The sequence below is a fragment of the uncultured Arcticibacterium sp. genome (genome assembly GCF_964021845.1).
Lineage (GTDB): Bacteria > Bacteroidota > Bacteroidia > Cytophagales > Spirosomataceae > Arcticibacterium.
Map to the genome: position 1 here is coordinate 210,315 of NZ_CAXHZC010000003.1, position 19,580 is coordinate 229,894.

A 19,580-nucleotide genomic window follows, 5' to 3' on the forward strand; every position below is an offset into this window, starting at 1 on the left:
TTAAATAGGTATAGTATAAATTACTTTCTAGCCAATTTGGCTTCAATGGTCTGTTGCGTATGAGGTACAGCCCTCAGCCTTTCTGCTGGAATAAGCTTACCAGTATCTTTACAGATACCATAAGTTCCGTTCTTAATTCTTATTAAAGCTGCTTCTAATTGGGAAGCAAATTTTTTCAATCGACCAGAAGATTGACTAAGTCGCTCTTTCTCTCTCATGTCTGCACCGTCTTCCAAGGTCTTACTTCCTACCGCAGTATTATCTGTTCCATTATCATCCTTTCTACTTAGTGTTCTACTAATAAATTCTATTTCGCTATTAGTGGCATCTAATTTTCTATGGATTATAGCTTCAAACTCTGCTAATTCACTTTCCGTATAATACGTTTTTTCTACTGTAGCTGACATAATTAACTCTATTTCTTTTAAGTAAGAATACAGGCTTTGCCGTTATCGCCGCAAATATAGGTTTTTATGCAACTTATATCAATGCCCTTTAAAATAAAGTTTATAACATCGCTTTTACATTAAACCGAAAACTGCCAGTTTTTCGCCACAAAAAAAGGCGAAAACCAAAAAAGGCACAACAATATACCAATTGTTATGCCTTTTACGATTTTTCATACTGCTAAGAAAAACATTCTTAAAAGTATAAATAATATGGTGATTCTAAGCAAGTGCCCTTATTACTTGCTTAAATTCTCATTTTTAATTTGATTTTGAAACCACCTCCACATCAAAAGCAAGGGTAGTTTTTCCAGGAATAGAACCAGAACCAGCCTCTCCATATCCCAAGCTCCATGGAATAATAAGTGTAGCCTTCTCTCCCACTCTCATATTAAGAAGTCCATCATCAAAACCTGGAATAACGGAGCCTGAGCCTAAAGAAACTTCAAATTCTCCTTCATCAAAAGTTGTTTTGTTTAAGAAATATCCTTTGTACTTCACTTTGACCACATCACCCACAACCAAATCTCCATCGGCAGGTCTATCGTCATTTCTAACTATCCTAACACCCTTATCTGTCACTTCTGGGCTTGCTAAATTATTCATAGAGATAAATAAGTCTATAAAGTCTTCTTCTCCGTAGAACTTTATATTTTCCATTTCCAAAACTGTAACTTCCCATGGATCTAGAGGAAAGTTATCTGGCGGATTAGCCCCATAAACCAAAGGAGAAGGTAAGTAAAATATACCTTTTTCTCCTTCTCCCAATGAACTGAGAGCTATTACAAAACCCTGAAAAACACTACTAGAAGAACTCGCCGCAAAAAAGCTTGAATCTTCTGCAGTAACGTTAATTAACTCTTTGCCATCTAAAGTACTTAACTTAAAAGCTATATGAAGTGTTACGTCTCCTTCAGGATAAACTGGACTTTCCACCTCAACCAGCTTTTTAAAGAAAATACCTGTTGCCACGTTTTCTTCCAAACCTAAGCTGTTAGCCTCATTAAAGGCCCTAATTTCCTCCCTATTTAGATCTAAATACTTTTGATCTTCATTCTCAATAAAATTCTTCCCGCAAGAAGTAAGACCCAACGCCACTAAAGCTGTAATAATTACATTTTTCATTTTCTACCTATTTCAAAAAGTTCGATGTCGAATACTAACGGAGAGAACGGTGGAATGGTTGCACCAGCACCTCTTTCTCCATAAGCTAAGTCTGAAGGAATAATGAAAGTACTCTTTTGGCCCTTTTTCATAGTTTTAAGAGCCTCGTCCCAACCCTTTATAACATATCCCAAACCTACTGGAAATGTGAAAGGATTGTTTTGGTCAAAAACTTTACCATCAAAAAACTTCCCTACATAACTAACCGTTACGGTATCTCCCGTTGCCACCGTTGCTCCGGCACCTTCTTTTTCTGTCAAATAATAAATACCATTCTCCATCTTAACGGCATTTGGGTATTTATCTTTCACAAATTCAGCAACAACTTCCGCTTCGCCTTCTCTTTTCTCTTCAAGAGATTTCTTAAATTCCTCAACAGATTGTACACTTTTTACTTTTACCAAAAATTTCAAGTCAGAATGTTCTGGAACTCCAGGAGGAAGTGGTTGACCCATTTTACCAAACAATGAATCTACTTTTACATAGACTGTAGCACTGTCCCCTTCAGACAATAAAAACAAAGCATTTTCAAAAGAACCCTTAAATTGACCTTTTCTAGCAGGAACCTGTACTGGCTGTCCTTCTGACCATGTGTCTCTAAAAACTGTATCTAACTCACTTGATATTTTCATATCCAAGGTTAGCATATCGCCTTCTTGTATTTTTTTATCTCCTCCCTTTTCGTGAATCTGATACTTATCACCGTCCTCAGTTTCAGTTACCTTAAATTGATTACAGGCCAATATTGAACCTACTAATGCTGCAAATAATACACTTGATTTAAAATTCATTTTTTTTCTTGTTTATGTTTCCCGCCTCTTTATGAAGGCTGAGAGGTTAATTCTCCTTTATATGTTGGAAGTAGCTCCAAAAACTTTTTAACTGTATCTTCTAAGCTGTCATCCGACTTCCCTCCTGCAGCATTTTTATGTCCACCACCGCTAAAATGGTTTCTTGAAAACTCTGAAACAGAAAAATCATCAACAGACCTAAAAGAGATTTTAATCATGTCGTCTCTTTCTATAAATATGGCGGACATAACCGCTCCTGAAATTGATAATCCATAGTTCACCAAACCTTCGGTATCTCCTTTCTTAGAATTATAGGCCACTAATTCTTCTTTAGAAAAGTAGAAATAAGACACTCTGTACTCCTCTAAAAAATTTAATTTCTCTTTGAGGGCGTAGCCCAAAAAGCGTAATCTATCAATACTGTTTTGGTCAAATAGCCTTCTATTAATAGCATTCGGGTTTATCCCTTTGTCAATCAACTCACCCGCAATTCTGTGAACGGTAATAGAAGTACTATCAAATTTGAAAGAACCAGTATCTGTTAAAATACCTGTATAAAGGCAAGTGGCTACATCCTTATTAATGTACTTCAATAGTCCAAGCTCTTCTATCATTAGATAGATAAGCTCGCAAGTCGCTGCCGCTTTTTCATTCCAAAAGACATAATCTGCGAAAGTTTCCGGTGCTTGATGATGGTCAATTAGCACTTTCAAGGCAGAAGATGTACGGAGGCTTTCTTCCATGTCTCCCACACGGCCAAGTGATGAAAAATCCAAACAAAATATTATGTCTGCTTTTTCTATTATTTCCTTGGCTCTAGGTTGTAACTTCTCATTTTGAAAATCTAAAACTTCGCTCACACCTGGCATCCATGCTATATAATCAGCATGGTCTGTAGGGCTAACCACCGTTACATTGTGATTTAATTGTTTCAAAAAGGCCCAAAGTCCTAATGAAGAGCCAAATGCATCTCCGTCTGGGTTTTGATGTGCGGTTAAAACAATGTTCTTCGGTTTCTCAAGAAGAGCCAAAAACTCATCCTTTTGCTTTTGATTGTCAGTAAAGTATTGATGCATTTTCTAAATTTGGCTGCAAAGGTACAAAGCATATTTGGAATGGTTTCCGAATTATCAGGCATTGTATTTCTAAAAACCTTAATTTTGTTTCAAACAGAGTTAACACTTATCAAAATGAGCAATAAAACATTCACAATGGTTAAGCCGCATGCTGTGGCTGACAATAATATAGGAGGTATCATCCAAATGATTGAAGCTGCTGGTTTCAGAATTGTGGCGATGAAAAAAGTACTGTTGACTTCAGAAAACGCTGGTAAATTTTACGAAGTACACAAGGAAAGGCCTTTTTATGCAGAGCTTTGTGAGACAATGGCTGCAGGACCTATTATTCCAATGATACTTGAAAAGGAAAATGCTGTAGCTGACTTTAGAGCATTAATTGGCTCAACTGACCCCGCAGAAGCTGCAGAAGGAACCATCAGAAAAAAATACGCAAAATCTAAAGGCGAAAATGCTGTTCATGGTTCAGATTCCGACGAAAACGCTCAAATAGAGTCATCTTTCTTCTTTTCAGAAATAGAGCAATTTTAAGCATGGGAAGAATTTTGGCAATTGATTACGGCGGAAAAAGAACTGGATTAGCCGTTACCGACCCACTTCAGATAATTGCCACTGCTTTAGAAACCATTCCTAGCTCGGAGTTAATTCCTTACTTAAAAAAGTATGTTAATGCCGAGCAGGTTGACGCCTTTGTGATTGGTGAGCCTAAAAACCTTGATGGTTCAGACACAGACGCCAGCTCTTTGGTTAAAAACTTCTTGGTTAAACTGAATATAGAATTTCCACAAATTCCAGTACATTTAATTGACGAAAGATTTACTTCAAAAATGGCCGTTCAATCAATGATTGCCAGTGGTACTAGCAAAAAAGATAGGCGAGTAAAAGGAAACATTGACAAGATTTCTGCTACGATTATTTTACAAGACTTTATGAGTAGACAGCATTAAGTCCGCCTTCTAGGTTTATCAAGTTTGTAAATCCATATTCTTCTTGAAGCAACTTTATCGCTCTTAAACTCCGTTGCCCACTTTGGCAATGAACCAAGACTTTTCCCTCTCTTTTTATTTGGGAAATGTACTCCTCTATTTCGGAAAGTGGCATCAGCTCTCCACCCAAATTATCAGCTTGATATTCGCTTTCTTCACGTACATCAATGAGCTGAATTATATCACTTTTTTGATTTTCATAATTAGAAAAGGACATGCTGTTCGTTAACTCATTATTAAGCCCACAAAACTTTTCATAATCAATCAACTCTGTAATGGGCTTCGCACCTTTATTTCTTAGAATTTTCACTTTTCGAAAATTCATATTTAATGCTTCGACTAATAAAAGCTTACCACTCAACACCTCTCCCATTCCCGTTAAAATTTTGACAACCTCTGTAGCCTGTAAAGTGCCTATTATCCCTGCCATCATCCCTAAAACACCCGCAGTAGCACAATTTGGTGCCATGTCTTCTGATGGCGGATTTGGGAATAAATCTCTATAATTTACAGCTCTATCATAATTAAACACAGAAACCTGCCCTTCAAACCTATAAATAGCACCATAAACGAGTGGTTTATTTCTCAAAACACAGGAATCGTTCAGCAAATAACGTGTAGGAAAGTTATCTGAGCCATCCACCACTACGTCATACTTTTCCACAATTGACAATGCATTTTTTGAGGATAAACGCGTGTTATATTTCTCAATTATGACATTTCCATTAATACCTTCAAGCCTCTTCGCTGCTTCTTCTATCTTTTCTAAACCTACAACATCTTCATTATAAAGGATTTGTCGCTGTAAATTAGAGGTATCAATTTTATCATCCTCAACTAAGCCTATTCTCCCAATTCCAGCAGCCGCCAAATACATCAAAACAGGACTGCCCAAACCACCACAGCCAATCACCAAAACAGAACTTTCTTTCAGTTTTTGCTGCCCTTCTAAGCCAAATCCTGGAATTAGAATTTGTCTGCTATATCTTTGAATTTCACTAGCATCTAGTTTCATGTTATTCGTCTTTTAAACTTGCCCCATGCCCGTTTTTATCATTAAAAACAGCAACTCCTTTTTTAACATTTACACCATCGGCTGGGTCAACTTTTAGCAGTGCGGCTCCATCCATATCTACATAATCTACCAACGAAATTAAGTGAGCAATGGTGGAAATCCCCACGCTACTTTCTGTCATACAACCCATCATTATTTTTAACTCCATTTCTCTGGCTCGCTTAATCATTTCTAGAGCAGGATAAATACCACCACATTTTGTTAGTTTGATATTAATGCCATCAAAATTCAATGCACATTTTTCCACATCATTTATGGAAAAACAACTTTCATCAGCAAAAATGGGCGTAGAGCTAAGCTCCTTCAAAATACCATGTTCTATTATCTTGTCTTTTGCCATAGGCTGCTCAATGAACTCTAAGTCTAAGCTCGTCAATGCTGGAAGAAAACCCTTTGTCTGCTCTAATTCCCAAGCAGCGTTAGCATCAATCTTAAATGGTTTTGAACTAAAACCCTTTAAAAACTTCAACGTTTCGATATCATTTTCGCCACCAACTTTTATTTTAAAACTAGGCCAATCTGACTTTGAAATAGTTTCTGCCATATTTTCAGGCTTATCCATCCCTATGGTAAAACAAGACTCTGGCAAATTCTCAATACTCAATCCAAGATATTGGTAAAGTGGCTTCCCTGCTTTTTTTGCCTGCCAATCAAAATAGGCAATGTCTACAGCACATTTAGCAAAATGGTTTTGCCCGAATAGGGTATCAATTCTTCGCCAAAAAATTTCATGAGATTCCCCGAAAAACCCTTCGATCGCTAAACTTAGAGATTCTATTAAATCGATGGACTCTTTTACCGTAATTCCATAATATGGAACATGGGAAGCCTCCCCTATTCCTTCAATTCCCTCATGAGCAATTTTGACAAAAAGCGTATCAGTATGCGTTCTTACACCGTGCGAAATTCTAAATGGTGTTTTATTTTCCAGACTGACCGTTTTAGTACTTAACTTCATACCAACTTCATTTCAAATAAGTGAGCCAATTTTCCAACCAGAACAACCGCCACTTCATTTAAATCTAGCTCTTTCCCTAATTCCATTTGCATAGAAGTGACAGCTTTATCCTGAATCCCACAAGCTACAATGTTTCCGAAGTAAGCTAAATCTGTATTTACGTTTAAAGCCAATCCGTGCATAGTTACCCATCTGCTTGCCTTTACTCCCATGGCACAAACCTTTCTTTCGCCCAGAAGTCTCTCTTTATTTAGCTCTAACCACACACCTGTGTAGCCATCTACCCTACCAGCTTTAATTCCATAATCTGCCAAGGTCAAAATCACGGCCTCTTCAAGCAACCTTAAGAATTTATGAATATCTGTAAAGAAGTTTTCCAAATCCAAAATTGGATAAATAACCAATTGACCAGGACCATGATATGTAATATCTCCACCTCTGTTTATTTTATAAAAACTTACATTTTTCTCAGCGAGTTCTTTTTCTCCTAAAAGCAGATTTTCCTCTTTACCACTTTTTCCAAGCGTATAAACGTGCGGATGTTGGCAGATTAAAACATGATTAGGCGTTGGCTTTTCTTCTCCATTCTTCCTATTTGATAACTTTACAGCTACCGTTTCTGCAAAAACCTTCTCTTGATAATCCCAAGCCTCTTGATAATCAATCAAACCTAGGTCAACTATTTTTACTTGCTTATTCTGCATTACTCTTTAAAAAAATTAGAACATTATAAAATGGTAACACTTTCCAGACAAAATTAATTTTATATCTTGAAAGAGACACTAGAAATGAAACCCCAAAGACCTCACAATTGAAAAACAAAAGAAAAATAGGAGACAAAGGAGAACAATGGGCGGTAGACTACCTTAAAAAGAAGGGTTATCAAATTATTGAGAGAAACCTTCAAATAAGTCACCTTGAAATCGACATTATTGTTAAAAAAAAAGACTGGCTGGTTTTTGTGGAAGTTAAACTCCGAGCCGATAACGAGCACGGCATGCCCGAAGATAACGTAGGGAAATCTAAACAAAACTTCCTTATCAAAGCTGCCGATATTTACCTAAACCAAAACGACTGGCCAGGTAAAGTTCGCTTTGACCTCATTTCTATCACCATTTCCCCTTTTGAGATAATTCATTTTGAAGATGCTTTCTATTAACACCATTTAAAAAGATTGTTAGTAATGGAAACTTAGAAATTGCTTCCAACATCATTTTATCCCTACCTTTGACCATACCTTTTCCCTTATATGCTTTACTATCTTTTCGAATACCTACATAATATTCTTGATTTGCCAGGAGCTGGCGTATTTAGATACATATCTTTCCGTGCCTCTGCAGCCACAATTTTATCCTTAGTGATTGCCGCGGTTTTTGGCAAAAAAATCATCAATCTTCTAAGAAGCCTTCAAATAGGCGAGTCTATTAGAGACCTTGGCCTTGACGGTCAAATGGAAAAGAAAGGCACCCCTACCATGGGTGGTTTTATCATTCTAGCCTCACTTCTTATTCCCGTTCTGTTATTTGCCAGACTTGACAATGTTTACATTGTTCTTTTAATCATTGCTACGCTTTGGACATGCATGATTGGCTTTGCAGATGATTACATCAAAGTTTTCAAAAAAGACAAAGAGGGCTTAAAAGGAAAATTTAAAGTGATTGGTCAAATAGGCCTTGGTTTAATAGTAGGGCTGACCCTTTATTATAATGATAGTGTAGTAGTAAGGGAGTATGTTGGTAATGCAGGCGAATTTCTTGATGTCTCAAAACTTACCACCACTGTTCCTTTCTTAAAAGGAAATGAAATTGATTATGGCATTATCGGCTCCTTTCTTCCAGACTTCCTAGCCTGGGTTCCTTATGTTTTCATTTGCACATTTATAATTACTGCCGTTTCAAATGGAGCTAACATTACAGACGGCATAGATGGACTTGCGGCAGGAACGTCTGCTATTATAGGTTTATCAATAGCCATCTTCGCATATCTCTCAGGAAATAAAATATTCGCAGAATATCTTAACATTATGCTTATCCCTAATTCTGGGGAGATTGTGATTTTTTGTGCTGCATTTTTAGGAGCATGTATAGGTTTCCTCTGGTACAATGCTTACCCTGCTCAGGTATTTATGGGCGACACAGGAAGCTTAATGCTTGGCGGCGTAATTGCAACCATGGCATTAGCTTTAAGAAAAGAATTACTAATTCCTGTTTTATGTGGAATATTCTTGATTGAACTAGTTTCCGTCATGGCTCAAGTTGCCTATTTCAAATATCAAAAACGAAAGAACGGCATAGAACATGCCAGGGCAAATCGCTTGTTACTCATGTCGCCACTACACCACCACTTCCAAAAGAAGGGTATGCATGAAGCCAAAATTGTAGCTAGATTCTGGATTATCGGAATCATTCTAGCTGTAATTTGCTTAGTAACACTCAAGCTAAGATAGGCTGAATATTTATTTTCAAAAGTCTATTGTATTTAAAACCACTTATTTATACCTTTGCAGCCCCAAAGGAATGCCTTCATGAAGCCGCCCGTGCTTCGAAGGGTTAATCAAGTTGGAGAAAATGGAAGTTCCGATCTGTTTTTTGTGCTGGTTTTCAGCACCTTACAACTTTACTTAGGCTTGAGATTTTTGACACTGAATTTGGGATAAGTTCAAAAATCAAAGGGCGAATGTTTTTTTATAAACGTTTAAAAATATAAACAGTGGATACATTAAGTTATAAGACCGTATCAGCGAACAACGCAACGGTCAACAAAGAATGGATAATTGTGGATGTAAAGGACCAAGTTTTAGGTCGTGTTTGCAGCCAGATTGCCAGCATACTAAAAGGAAAAAACAAAACGAACTACACTCCTCACGTAGACTGTGGTGACAATGTCATTGTAATCAACGCTGAAAAAGTGAAGCTTACTGGAAAGAAAATGACTGATAAGCAGTATATCCGTCACACGGGCCATCCAGGTGGACAACGTTTTGCAACTCCGCGTGAATTAATGGAGAAAGACGGAAGAAGAGTAGTGGAAATGGCCGTTCGAGGCATGCTTCCTAAAACTCGTCTAGGTCGTAAGCAATTTACTAACCTGTTTGTTTATGTTGGAAGTGAGCATCCTCACACAGCACAACAAGCGAAGTCAATCGAACTTTAATTCTAAATTAAAACATTAAAAATATGCAAGTAATCAATACCATAGGTAGAAGAAAGACAGCAGTTGCAAGAGTATACATGCAGCCTGGTAAGGGTGATGTTGTTGTAAACGGTCGCGATTTGCAAACATATTTCCCAACGGAAGTATTACAAATTATTTTAAATCAACCTTTCAACTTAGTTGAAGCTGATGGAAAATATGACCTTAAAGTAAATGTGAATGGTGGTGGAATTGCTGGTCAAGCAGAAGCTATCAGAATGGCTATTTCTCGTGCTTTAGTTGAAGCTGACGGGGAAAATAGACCTGCTCTTAAGAAAGAAGGATTCCTTACTCGTGACTCTAGAATGGTTGAGCGTAAGAAATACGGACGTAGAAAAGCACGTAAGAGATTCCAATTCTCGAAACGTTAATAATATTGAAGATAGAATTCAGAGTAAATATTTATTATGGATTCTGTCTTTCATAAAACACTTGTCCAGTCAGCACTTATCGTGTCCGATGTGTTGGGCTGCTTATTAATAACTCTTTAAAACAAAAAAGAAATGGCACAGTTAACTTACAAAGAACTTTTAAACGCAGGTGTTCACTTCGGTCACCTTACGCGTAAGTGGGATCCACGTATGGCTCCATACATCTTCATGGAGAAGAATGGTATCCACATCATTGATTTGAACAAATCATTAGCGTCTCTTGGCCATGCTCAAGATTTCGTTAAAGGTATTGCTCGCTCTGGAAGAAAAATAATGTTTGTGGCCACTAAAAAGCAGGCACAAGAAATTGTTTCTGAAGAAGCAAAAAGACTTAAAATGCCTTTCGTTACAGAAAGATGGTTAGGTGGTATGCTTACCAACTTTCCTACTATCCGTAAGTCGTTAAAGAAAATGCAGAACATCGAAAAAATGCTTTCTGATGAGAAAACTGCAGCTAACTTAGCGAAGCGTGAAAGATTGATGTTAGACAGAGACAGAATCAAGTTGGAAAGATTACTTGGTGGTGTTACTGATATGTCAAGACTTCCTGCGGCACTTTTCGTTGTGGATATTAAGCGTGAGCACCTAGCTATCTCTGAAGCTAAGAGATTGGGTATACCGGTTATTGCAATGGTTGATACTAACTCTAACCCAGAATTAGTAGAGCACGCAATTCCTGCAAATGATGATGCTTACAAATCTGTTTCTTTAATAACTCTTGCTATCGGTAAGGCTATTGAGGAAGGAATCATGGAGAGAAAGCAAGATAAAGAAGCTGCTGAACTTCAAGAAGCTGAAGAAGCTAAAAAAGCTGCTGATGCTAAAAAAGAAGCTGCCGCTGAAAAGGCTGCTGCCCAAAAAGCTGTAGCTGATGCTAAAGCTGAAGAAGCCGCTCCTGCTGAAACAGCATCAACAGAAGAAGGTGAAGCAACTAAGAAAAAAAGAACTAGAACTAAGAAAGAAGTAACGGCAGAAACTCCAGCCGAAACTCCTGCGGAGTCTCCTAAAGAAGAAGGTGACAAAGCTTAATTCTAAGAAAGAAAAATAAGTTTTCGAATAGCCCGAAGGAAACTTTCGGGCTATTCACTTTTAAAAGTTTATAATTAAATATTTACAGAAAATGAAAATAACAGCTGCAGATGTAAACAAACTTCGTCAGGCCACAGGTGCTGGTATGATGGATTGTAAAAAAGCCCTTGTGGAAGCAGAAGGAGATTTTGATAAAGCAGTAGAGTTCTTAAGAAAGGCAGGACAAAAAGTAGCTGCTAAAAGAGCTGATAACACGACTTCTGAAGGTGTAATATTAGTAGACGTTAGCGACAGCGGTAAATCTGCAAAGGTGTTGGCTTTTGCTTGTGAAACTGAGCCTGTGTCTAAAGTTGAAGACTTTTCTTCTCTTGGTAATGCTGTATTACAAGCTGGTGTAAAACACCATGCTAAAGATGCAAGCACTTTAGCTGAGCTAAACCTAGAAGATGGTAGACAAGTAAGCGAAGCTATTACTGAGCTTATTGGTAAAATTGGTGAGAAAATAGTTGTTTCTGATTATAAGCACGTAGAAGGTGAAGCTGTAGTTGCATACATTCACTCTAATAACAAAGCTGCCGCTTTAGTGTCTTTTGAAAATGTTCAAGGAGCCGACGTAGAAACTTTAGGAAGAGATGTGGCTATGCAAATAGTTGCAATGAAGCCTGTTGGTCTTGACAAAGACGATGTAGATCCTACAATCGTTGAGAAAGAGATTGAGATTGGAAAAGACCAAGCTCGTCAAGAAGGTAAGCCTGAAGCAATGCTTGAAAAAATTGCTCTTGGTAAACTTAACAAGTTCTATAAGGAGAATACTTTATTGAATCAGGCTTTTGTTAAAGACCCTTCAATGAATATCGCTCAATTATTAGAAAAGAGTCAAAAAGGTTTAAAAATCTCTTCGTTTGTACACGTGGTAATTGGATAACATCCTCTTTAATAGTTTTTACAAGAAAGCCGTATCCTTTTGGGTGCGGCTTTTTTTATCAAAAAATCCAGTCAGGCAATGCCAAACTGGATTTCTAAATTTACATTTTAAGAGAATTGTTACAGCGTTAATCCGTAGCAGAAGTTTCTTGAAACGCTCTTATAAACGCCGCAAATCAAGACACCATCTTCTTTGTTTTTAACCGCCTCTTCAATAGCCGCGTCGAACTCTTTCTTAGAGTCTACCCTAACATTACCCACTCTTGTAATAATAAAGCCAGCACGAATATCGGTATCTCTAGCAATACTTCCTGCCTCAAAAACCTTCTCTACTTTAACACCGTTTCTCACGCCAATTTCTTCTTTTTCACTTGAAGATAAATCATCAATCTTGACTCCTAGTTTAGACAGAACGCTTTTTGCAGCTTCCTTTTTTATGATTGACTTTCCTCCATCTCTATTTCTTAATGTAACCGTGTAGTCCTTCTCTTTTCCATCACGATTAACTGTTATCTTAACTTTATCTCCTGGGCGTTTAATACCTATTAACTCTCTAAACTTTGGCTCAGATTTAATTTCCTGACCATCAATTTTTAAAATTACGTCACCCGGCTCAATGCCCGCTACATTAGCGGCTCCATCTTCTGTAGTTTCTCTCACATAAATACCTTGAGATACCTTTACCTCAAACTCTTTTGCATTCTTGTTATCTAACTCTACAGGAACAACACCTAAATAGCCCCTTTGTACATTACCAAATTTGATCAAATCGGTAGTTACCTTTTTAACTATTCCAGAAGGAACAGCAAAAGCATAACCCGCATAAGCACCATTTGGCGAAGCAATAGCTGTATTAATACCAATTAACTCTCCACGCAGGTTTACCAGAGCTCCTCCACTATTTCCAGGGTTAACAGCAGCATCTGTTTGAATAAAAGATTCTATAGGCGTATCTTCTTGCTGACCACTTCTTTGGAACCGCTCCTGATAACCTCTGGCCAAAATGCTAATGTCTCTACCAATAGCACTAATAATTCCTGCCGTCACTGTTGACTCTAAATTAAAAGGGTTACCTACAGCCAAAACCCACTCTCCTACTTTTACATTATCAGAATTTGCAAAAGTTAAACTAGGTAAGTCTTTCTCTGTAATTTTAATAACAGCAATATCCGTAGATGGGTCAACGCCAACAACCTCTGCTGTATAGCTCTTCTTATTATAAGTAATAACCTCTAATTCATCTGCCCCATCTACCACGTGGTTATTGGTTGCTATGTATCCATCTTTTGAAATAATTACTCCGGAGCCAGACGATTGCTGTTGCTGGCTTCTAGGTGCACCAAACATGTTATCATCAAAGCCAAAGAAGTCATCAAAAATAGACGGCATTCTCTGCTGTCTAACAGCCCTCGTGGCCGTAGCCTTAATATGCACCACAGCGGGTGCAGAAACGCCAGCAGCATATGTAAAATCGCCTGGAGCCGCTGCCGGCAAATTAGCAAAGTTGATTAGTTTGGAATTCGTATCTGCATCGGAAGAAACCGCCTCATTAATTATTACAGCCTTCTCCTCTAGCCCTGAGTATTTAAAAGCTACAACAGTAGCCACACTACTTGCCACAGCTATTAATACAATTTTTAAGTTATTTTTCATAAACGCTTAATCTGATATCGGTTTAATTAATTCATACAAAAATATTTTTTTGTACCTAAGAAACGAAGGCTTGCCGATTTAAATTCAAAGACTCCACACAGTCTTAACATTATTTAACAGCCTTTTATCGCAAAAAGACGGCTCAGCATAAGCAAAGCCGTCTCAAAATACCTTCTTAACTTATCCTACACTGATAAACCTCGGCTCTTTAGGCTTAGCTTCTTCCTTCTTCGGCAAAGTAAGACTCAAAATTCCATCTTCATACGAAGCTTCAATTTTATCCACATCTACTGACTTTGGTAGATAAAAAAACCTTTCAAAAGATGAGAAGCTAAACTCTCTTCTCACATAGTTCTCTTTTGACTCTTCCTTTTTCACAGTCGATATTTTCAAATTCTTCCCATCCACATTGATCTTGAAGTCTTCTTTTTTAAATCCAGGTACTGCTAATTCTAATTTGAAAGCCTCGTCTGATTCCAATACATTCGCTGATGGAGTAGACTGTTTTAAACGGTTTTCATTAAAAATCTCACCCTCGCTAAAAAGTGTATTAAATAGTGAAGGATATGCACCTGCAGGTCTAAAAGATTTTACTAAAGTGTTCATAATTATTATTGTTGTTAAGTTTTAAATCATTTTTACAATTCGATTAATCCTCAACAAGTCTTGTTCCAATCAAAAAAGAAAGACAGTTTGTCTCCTTTTCCTCAATAATGCAACTTAAAGCATGACAGTTTGTCTCTTTCTGCCTGGGCAAAAAAAATACCCCGTCATAAAATGACAGGGTACACAAATATTTAAGAAGGATTTTACTTACGAGTTTTAATCTTATTCAATAAATGCTGCCCTATTCTGATACCAGCAGCCTGCCCTTCCTCGCAACCCGATCTATAATGAATTCCACCATACATTCTACTATACGAGCACGCTGTAGCAGCCTCTCTAAAAGAAGGGAAAGACTTCACACCATGACCATAAGGAAACTCTGTAGAATCAGTAAAAGCGTAATTATCTCCTAATAAACCTGTCAAAGTCTCCGCCGATGCTGCAGATATAGTACTATGCCCACTCGTATATTCCGGAAAAGGAGGTGTTTGTAAATAAGGAACCCAATCAGAGTCAAACTCAGCATTAATTACAGTTTCTGGTCTAATCTTTTCGCTTCTATACTTTTCTTCCCAACTACAAATAAATGCTTCATGAAGAGCTGTAGAAACCATAAAATAAGCCTCCACAGATTCGATAGCAGATTTTTTTTGATCTTTCAGGGCTGTTTTAGCTATTGCAAGCCAATGACCACCAGGAGTCATTTTCTTGTTAGCAAACATAACATGCCCCTGCACATTCATTACAAAAGCATTATCATCCCAAAACCACGCCATACTTTCCTGCTCCTCTGTCCTATTTTTTGAGATATTATAAACTTCCATTAACTCCTCCCAAAAATGGCTCGACTTATCTAAACTATAAGGTGGGGGTGGGGGTGGGGTAAATTGATTGGCTGAATCTAAAACGAAAAGCCTGATAGTCATCCAATAAGGCTCCATAGCATCACCATATTGGGGTGGTGTTGGCACCCATAAGCCTGGCTCATTTTTTACCGTATATCTTAAACCTCTAGTTTGAGGATAATTATCTCCTTTAGAATATTCTTTTACATGCTCGCCAATAGCCTCCCCAAATTTCAAAGATCTATCATAAACGTCTGATGGTACACCCGCTTCCTGAAAGTCTTTATAAAGCTTCTCCTCAAAATCATTATACTTATCTACAGTAAAAGTCTGACTTTTTGCTACTACCAATAAAGCTTTAATGCTTGCTAAAGGATAACAATACTCCTTTCCCTCTTCAGGTTTAGGAACATTTTCAAAACCATTAAATTGACCCGACATACTTACAAACCTTTCGTCTGAGGGAACCATAGCCTCATAAGCTGCCAATGTAGAATAAGAATAAATTCTACTTGCCACAGGCGGAGAAAAAATATCATGAATTATAACTTCGGTCAACTTATCAACCGCGTCGTGAAAATATTGTGGGTTATTAGTGACCTTACCATATTCTTCTGGTGTTTTTCTTTCACATCCAACAAAAACAAAAGCTGCTATTAAAAGCAGTACTACTTTTTTCATATCCGATTAAAATCTTAATAATTCACTCAAAAATACAAATACTTATTCGTCAAGAATATTCTCTTCTACACTAGTTTTCTTTTCACCATTATGCAAAATATCAATTACTTCTTTAATACGATAAACATCCCTATTATAACGATTGCTCAACAAAATAATAACGAAGTCTTCTCTCAAATCAAAAAACATAATGGTGTTATAACCTTTCCACCAACCTGTATGGTAAATATAATCAGTTTGTTGCTTATCATTTACCCATAACCTAAAACCATAACCATAATTTCTTAAGCCTGGAAACTCAAAACTTCTTGGCGTATAAACTTCTCTTAAGGTTTCTTTCTTTAAAATGCTTTCAGATCTCAAAGCTTGGTACCATTTCAATAAATCTTTGGTTGTAGAAAAAACACCTTTATCCCCTCCAATATTATCATATATATCAAAAGGAATCCTCCTTCTATTCTGATACCCAAAGGTTCTGTTGGTTGAATCTCTCAATTCTGAAGCAAAATAAGAATTAGACATTCCTAAAGGCACAAAAATCTCCTTCCTTAAATAATCTTTAAAGCTTAAGCCAGAAGCCTTCTCTACAATGGCAGCAAGAATAGCGAAGTTGGTATTATTATATGAGAAATAGTGGTCTGGTAAATTGAAAGCCTTTGGCGATGGGTTCGCTTTAACAAACCAATCCAATAGCATTTGATTATCAGGATAAAGTTTTTCCTTTCTCGCCTTTAAGTCAAACGTATACTCATAATATGGGAGACCAGACCTATGACTTAGCAAGCTTCGAAGCGTTACTCCTTCATAAGGAAAATCAGGATAATAATCTTTAACTGTTAAATCTAGACTTAGTTTTCCCTTTTCCACCAATTGCATAATGGCAACAGACGTAAATGTTTTCGACAAAGAGGCCAGCTGAAATGGGGTTTCATCTCCAATCAAAATAGAGTCCTCAAAATTTGCGAAGCCAATGGACGTATCACACAAAACAACACCACTTTGGGCTATCAAAATGCTTCCATTAAAACCCTTTTTAACCTTACTTTGAACAAAATCCTTCAGCAACACCTCTTTTTTGGAAGCCGATATTTCCTTTCTCAAAGAATCTATTTTCTGCTGCTTGAGCAATTCAGAATCAATGGTACTTACTACTGTTTCTTCTCCAGACTTGGAGTTACAAGAATAAAAGAAGGTAGCACAAAACAGGATGGAATAAAAAAACCTTAAGAGCATTATCTCTGTACAGACAAATTAGAAGTGAAAACACTGCTTAGATAAATAACCAAAACGGTAAAAACTGTACTAGAAAATATTTTCAGAAGCGTATGTAAAAACAAATGTGTGCCTCCTGCCTCAATGAAGAAAAGGGCAAGGTGGTGAATAAACACCAAAACAGTAATGTAAACGAGGTAACGCTGGTGACCAAGCTCCGGAAGCGTAACACTCAAGTCATTTTCAATTCCTTTGGCAGGGAAAAAGTACAGAAGTATGCCACGCCTTAAAAAACCAACTAAAGTACATGCAGCGGCATGCACACCAGCCGTATTATAAAACACATCTACCGTCAAGCCAATAAAAAAGCTAATTAGAATTACCCAGAGGGTATCCATATCGCCCGGCAACCATAAAATAGCTACGATGTATATAAAACAAAAAGCTACATCATAAAGCACAAGATTACGCACCAACAGAATTTGAAGAGCTAAGTAGAGTATAACAACTAAAGCGGCCTTTATTAAACTTTGACTATTCATTCTCGTCCTCCCTTTCTAAGTTTAATTGCTCATCCACTAATTTATTATTAACCACATAAACGTAGGTCAAACCTCCGAAATCTGTGGCTAAAGTCACATCTAAATCATGGAAAGCTCCATTATCAGGAGTAGCAACCATTTTTATGGTGCCTACTAAGATGTTTGGAGGAAAAATTAAATTCTGAGATGATGTTACTACACTATCGCCAACTGATACTTTCTTAAACTTATCAATAGTTCCTAATTTCACCACGTCATGTGAAACACCGTTCCAATTAGCCAAACCTAAAGCTGTTTGACCAGACTCCCTTAATTTTTGATTAGTAACCTCTGAAGAAACTCTAAAATCATCATGAAGTATGCTGTAGATTCTAGAAAAATGCTGACTACATGACATCACCTGACCTACCACACCTCTCGGCCCTATTACTCCCATTCCTGGTTCAATGCCGTCCAGCCTACCCTTATCAATAGTGATATAGTTTTTATTTCTTGCCGTAGTACTATTAATTACCTTAGCTACCTGAAAGTCAAACCGCTGAGCATAAATGGAATCAACTCTATAGAAAGCGTCAGGCCTTCCTTGTTTTTGCTCTAGCTCAACCACCTTATCTCTCAGAGCTTTATTTTCGTTTGCTAAACCTAAGTTCTCTTCTTTAAGATAAAGATATTCTTTCGCCTTATAAGTAGCGGCCATTGTATTCGCAGCCACAGCGTTGGTGGAATTGAAGACATTAACATCCCATTGCAGATTATTCTTACGAATAAGTGCAAAGGAGACAATCTCCATAAATAGGAATAAGAAAAAGTATTTGGCTTTGTTTAAAAGCCCAAGTAATTGAGACATAAAAAATTAAATGCTCAAATGATAAATTCTAATGAACTAAAACAGCTTGGAATTTCTCAATATTCTTAAGAATTTCACCTGTTCCTCTTACTACCGCCTTAAGCGGGTCTTCTGCCACATGAATAGGAAGCTTAGTTTTAAGTTCCAATCTCTTATCTAAACCATGAAGCAATGCACCACCGCCAGTAAGGAAAATCCCATTCTCAAAGATATCAGCAGAAAGCTCCGGTGGAGACATTTCTAAGGCTCTCATGATAGCCTCTTCTATTTTAGAGATAGACTTATCTAAAGCGTAAGCTATTTCACTGTATGTAACTTTAATTTCCTTAGGAATTCCGGTCATCAAATCTCTACCTCTAATTTCGATGTCTGCAGGTGCATCATCTAAATCTGGTAATGCAGCTCCTACTTGTATTTTAATAGACTCTGCAGAACGCTCCCCTATTAAAAGGTTATGCTCTCTACGCATATAGTCTACGATGTCTCTAGTGAAAAGGTCTCCAGCGATTCTAACAGAAGCTTCGCAAACTATTCCTGAAAGAGCTATTACAGCAATCTCGGTAGTACCTCCTCCGATGTCAACAATCATTGACCCGTTAGGCTGCTCAATGTCGATTCCAATACCAACTGCTGCAGCTATTGGTTCATGAACCATATAAACCTCCTTAGCACCTGCGTGCTCACAAGAATCTTTAACGGCACGTTTTTCAACTTCCGTAATTCCTGAAGGAATACAAACAACCATTCTGTGTGATGGAGAAAAGAACCAACTCTTTCCAGAGTCAATCATCTTAATCATTCCTCTAATCATCAACTCAGCTGCTGTAAAATCAGCAATTACACCATCTTTAAGGGGCCTGATGGTTTTAATATTTTCATTGGTCTTTTCATGCATCTGCATGGCCTTGTGACCAATAGCCAAGACTTTCCCGCTTACCTTATCTAAGGCAATTATTGAAGGTTCATCAACAACAATTTTGTCTTTGTGAATAATAAGGGTATTCGCTGTACCCAAATCAATTGCGATGTCGCTAGTAAGAAAGCTAAATAGTCCTGCCATCCGAAGAGTTAATTCTTAAAAATATGGAAATAATGGATGCAAATTTACGATTATTATTTGCA

The 19,580-nt window shown here is 37.4% G+C and carries 22 protein-coding genes; 8 read left to right on the plus strand and 14 right to left on the minus strand.

Translation table 11 applies throughout. The features are described from left to right. Positions 1–20: 20 nt before the first annotated feature. From AADJ06_RS10415 to AADJ06_RS10430, 4 genes are all read right to left on the minus strand, one after another. Positions 21–407: a TraR/DksA C4-type zinc finger protein gene (locus AADJ06_RS10415; protein WP_341226382.1), complete on the minus strand. Its 387-nt coding sequence runs from the start codon at positions 405–407 to the stop codon at positions 21–23. 300 nt (positions 408–707) lie between these two features. Continuing rightward, positions 708–1,571: an FKBP-type peptidyl-prolyl cis-trans isomerase gene (locus AADJ06_RS10420; protein WP_341226383.1), complete on the minus strand. Its 864-nt coding sequence runs from the start codon at positions 1,569–1,571 to the stop codon at positions 708–710. Then, positions 1,568–2,401, minus strand: a complete 834-nt coding sequence (locus AADJ06_RS10425; RefSeq protein ID WP_341226384.1) for an FKBP-type peptidyl-prolyl cis-trans isomerase — start codon at positions 2,399–2,401, stop codon at positions 1,568–1,570. The genes AADJ06_RS10420 and AADJ06_RS10425 overlap by 4 nt, the downstream gene beginning before the upstream one ends. Positions 2,402–2,430: 29 nt before the next feature. After that, complete coding sequence (locus tag AADJ06_RS10430; protein WP_341226385.1) at positions 2,431–3,477, minus strand: bifunctional oligoribonuclease/PAP phosphatase NrnA; 1,047 nt, start codon at positions 3,475–3,477, stop codon at positions 2,431–2,433. 114 nt (positions 3,478–3,591) lie between these two features. Between AADJ06_RS10430 and AADJ06_RS10435 the strand changes: the two genes are divergently transcribed. Both AADJ06_RS10435 and ruvX read left to right on the plus strand, forming a co-directional pair. Beyond that, positions 3,592–4,008: a nucleoside-diphosphate kinase gene (locus tag AADJ06_RS10435; protein ID WP_341226386.1), complete on the plus strand. Its 417-nt coding sequence runs from the start codon at positions 3,592–3,594 to the stop codon at positions 4,006–4,008. Between the two features lie 2 nt (positions 4,009–4,010). Continuing rightward, positions 4,011–4,424: a Holliday junction resolvase RuvX gene (gene ruvX / locus AADJ06_RS10440; protein ID WP_341226387.1), complete on the plus strand. Its 414-nt coding sequence runs from the start codon at positions 4,011–4,013 to the stop codon at positions 4,422–4,424. Here ruvX and moeB read toward each other — a convergent pair. Genes moeB through lipB form a run of 3 tightly spaced genes read right to left on the minus strand, consistent with a single transcriptional unit; the run spans position 4,405 to position 7,200 of the window. After that, positions 4,405–5,478, minus strand: a complete 1,074-nt coding sequence (gene moeB, locus AADJ06_RS10445) for a molybdopterin-synthase adenylyltransferase MoeB (protein ID WP_341226388.1) — start codon at positions 5,476–5,478, stop codon at positions 4,405–4,407. The two genes, ruvX and moeB, sit on opposite strands and share 20 nt — an antisense overlap. Position 5,479: 1 nt before the next feature. Then, positions 5,480–6,496 (minus strand): dipeptide epimerase, encoded by a 1,017-nt coding sequence (locus tag AADJ06_RS10450; RefSeq protein ID WP_341226389.1) that lies wholly within the window; start codon positions 6,494–6,496, stop codon positions 5,480–5,482. Next, complete coding sequence (gene lipB, locus AADJ06_RS10455; RefSeq protein ID WP_341226390.1) at positions 6,493–7,200, minus strand: lipoyl(octanoyl) transferase LipB; 708 nt, start codon at positions 7,198–7,200, stop codon at positions 6,493–6,495. The genes AADJ06_RS10450 and lipB overlap by 4 nt, the downstream gene beginning before the upstream one ends. Before the next feature lie 107 nt (positions 7,201–7,307). Here lipB and AADJ06_RS10460 point away from each other — a divergent pair, with 107 nt between their 5' ends. From AADJ06_RS10460 to tsf, 6 genes are all read left to right on the plus strand, one after another. Next, positions 7,308–7,655 (plus strand): YraN family protein, encoded by a 348-nt coding sequence (locus AADJ06_RS10460; protein ID WP_341226391.1) that lies wholly within the window; start codon positions 7,308–7,310, stop codon positions 7,653–7,655. 90 nt (positions 7,656–7,745) lie between these two features. Further along, a complete protein-coding gene (mraY, locus tag AADJ06_RS10465) occupies positions 7,746–8,942 on the plus strand; it encodes a phospho-N-acetylmuramoyl-pentapeptide-transferase (RefSeq protein WP_341226392.1) in 1,197 nt (398 codons plus the stop codon). A gap of 263 nt (positions 8,943–9,205) precedes the next feature. Continuing rightward, positions 9,206–9,649: a 50S ribosomal protein L13 gene (rplM, locus tag AADJ06_RS10470; RefSeq protein ID WP_341226393.1), complete on the plus strand. Its 444-nt coding sequence runs from the start codon at positions 9,206–9,208 to the stop codon at positions 9,647–9,649. A 23-nt stretch (positions 9,650–9,672) separates the two neighbouring features. Beyond that, positions 9,673–10,059 (plus strand): 30S ribosomal protein S9, encoded by a 387-nt coding sequence (rpsI, locus tag AADJ06_RS10475; protein WP_341226394.1) that lies wholly within the window; start codon positions 9,673–9,675, stop codon positions 10,057–10,059. A 132-nt stretch (positions 10,060–10,191) separates the two neighbouring features. Beyond that, complete coding sequence (rpsB, locus tag AADJ06_RS10480; RefSeq protein WP_341226395.1) at positions 10,192–11,148, plus strand: 30S ribosomal protein S2; 957 nt, start codon at positions 10,192–10,194, stop codon at positions 11,146–11,148. Between the two features lie 91 nt (positions 11,149–11,239). Then, on the plus strand, positions 11,240–12,073 hold the full coding sequence (tsf, locus tag AADJ06_RS10485; RefSeq protein WP_341226396.1) for a translation elongation factor Ts: 834 nt from the start codon (positions 11,240–11,242) through the stop codon (positions 12,071–12,073). Between the two features lie 119 nt (positions 12,074–12,192). Here tsf and AADJ06_RS10490 read toward each other — a convergent pair whose 3' ends face one another. The 7 genes from AADJ06_RS10490 to AADJ06_RS10520 all read right to left on the minus strand — a co-directional run bounded on the left by AADJ06_RS10490 (position 12,193) and on the right by AADJ06_RS10520 (position 19,518). Continuing rightward, complete coding sequence (locus AADJ06_RS10490; RefSeq protein WP_341226397.1) at positions 12,193–13,725, minus strand: trypsin-like peptidase domain-containing protein; 1,533 nt, start codon at positions 13,723–13,725, stop codon at positions 12,193–12,195. 180 nt (positions 13,726–13,905) lie between these two features. Then, entirely contained in the window at positions 13,906–14,331 is a 426-nt protein-coding gene (locus AADJ06_RS10495; protein WP_341226398.1) for an Hsp20/alpha crystallin family protein, read from the minus strand. 203 nt (positions 14,332–14,534) lie between these two features. Continuing rightward, the gene (locus tag AADJ06_RS10500) at positions 14,535–15,857 is read right to left on the minus strand and encodes a vanadium-dependent haloperoxidase (RefSeq protein WP_341226399.1); all 1,323 of its coding nucleotides are present in this window, start codon (positions 15,855–15,857) and stop codon (positions 14,535–14,537) included. A gap of 42 nt (positions 15,858–15,899) precedes the next feature. Beyond that, positions 15,900–17,090 carry a serine hydrolase domain-containing protein gene (locus AADJ06_RS10505; protein ID WP_341226400.1) on the minus strand — a complete coding sequence of 397 codons (1,191 nt, stop codon included), beginning with the start codon at positions 17,088–17,090 and terminating at the stop codon, positions 15,900–15,902. Continuing rightward, positions 17,090–17,611, minus strand: coding sequence for a hypothetical protein (locus tag AADJ06_RS10510; RefSeq protein WP_341226401.1), 522 nt, complete (start codon positions 17,609–17,611; stop codon positions 17,090–17,092). The genes AADJ06_RS10505 and AADJ06_RS10510 overlap by 1 nt, the downstream gene beginning before the upstream one ends. Then, complete coding sequence (gene mreC / locus AADJ06_RS10515; protein WP_341226402.1) at positions 17,604–18,458, minus strand: rod shape-determining protein MreC; 855 nt, start codon at positions 18,456–18,458, stop codon at positions 17,604–17,606. Before mreC ends, AADJ06_RS10510 begins: the two co-directional genes overlap by 8 nt. Before the next feature lie 28 nt (positions 18,459–18,486). After that, positions 18,487–19,518, minus strand: coding sequence for a rod shape-determining protein (locus tag AADJ06_RS10520; RefSeq protein ID WP_111373174.1), 1,032 nt, complete (start codon positions 19,516–19,518; stop codon positions 18,487–18,489). Positions 19,519–19,580: the final 62 nt, after the last annotated feature.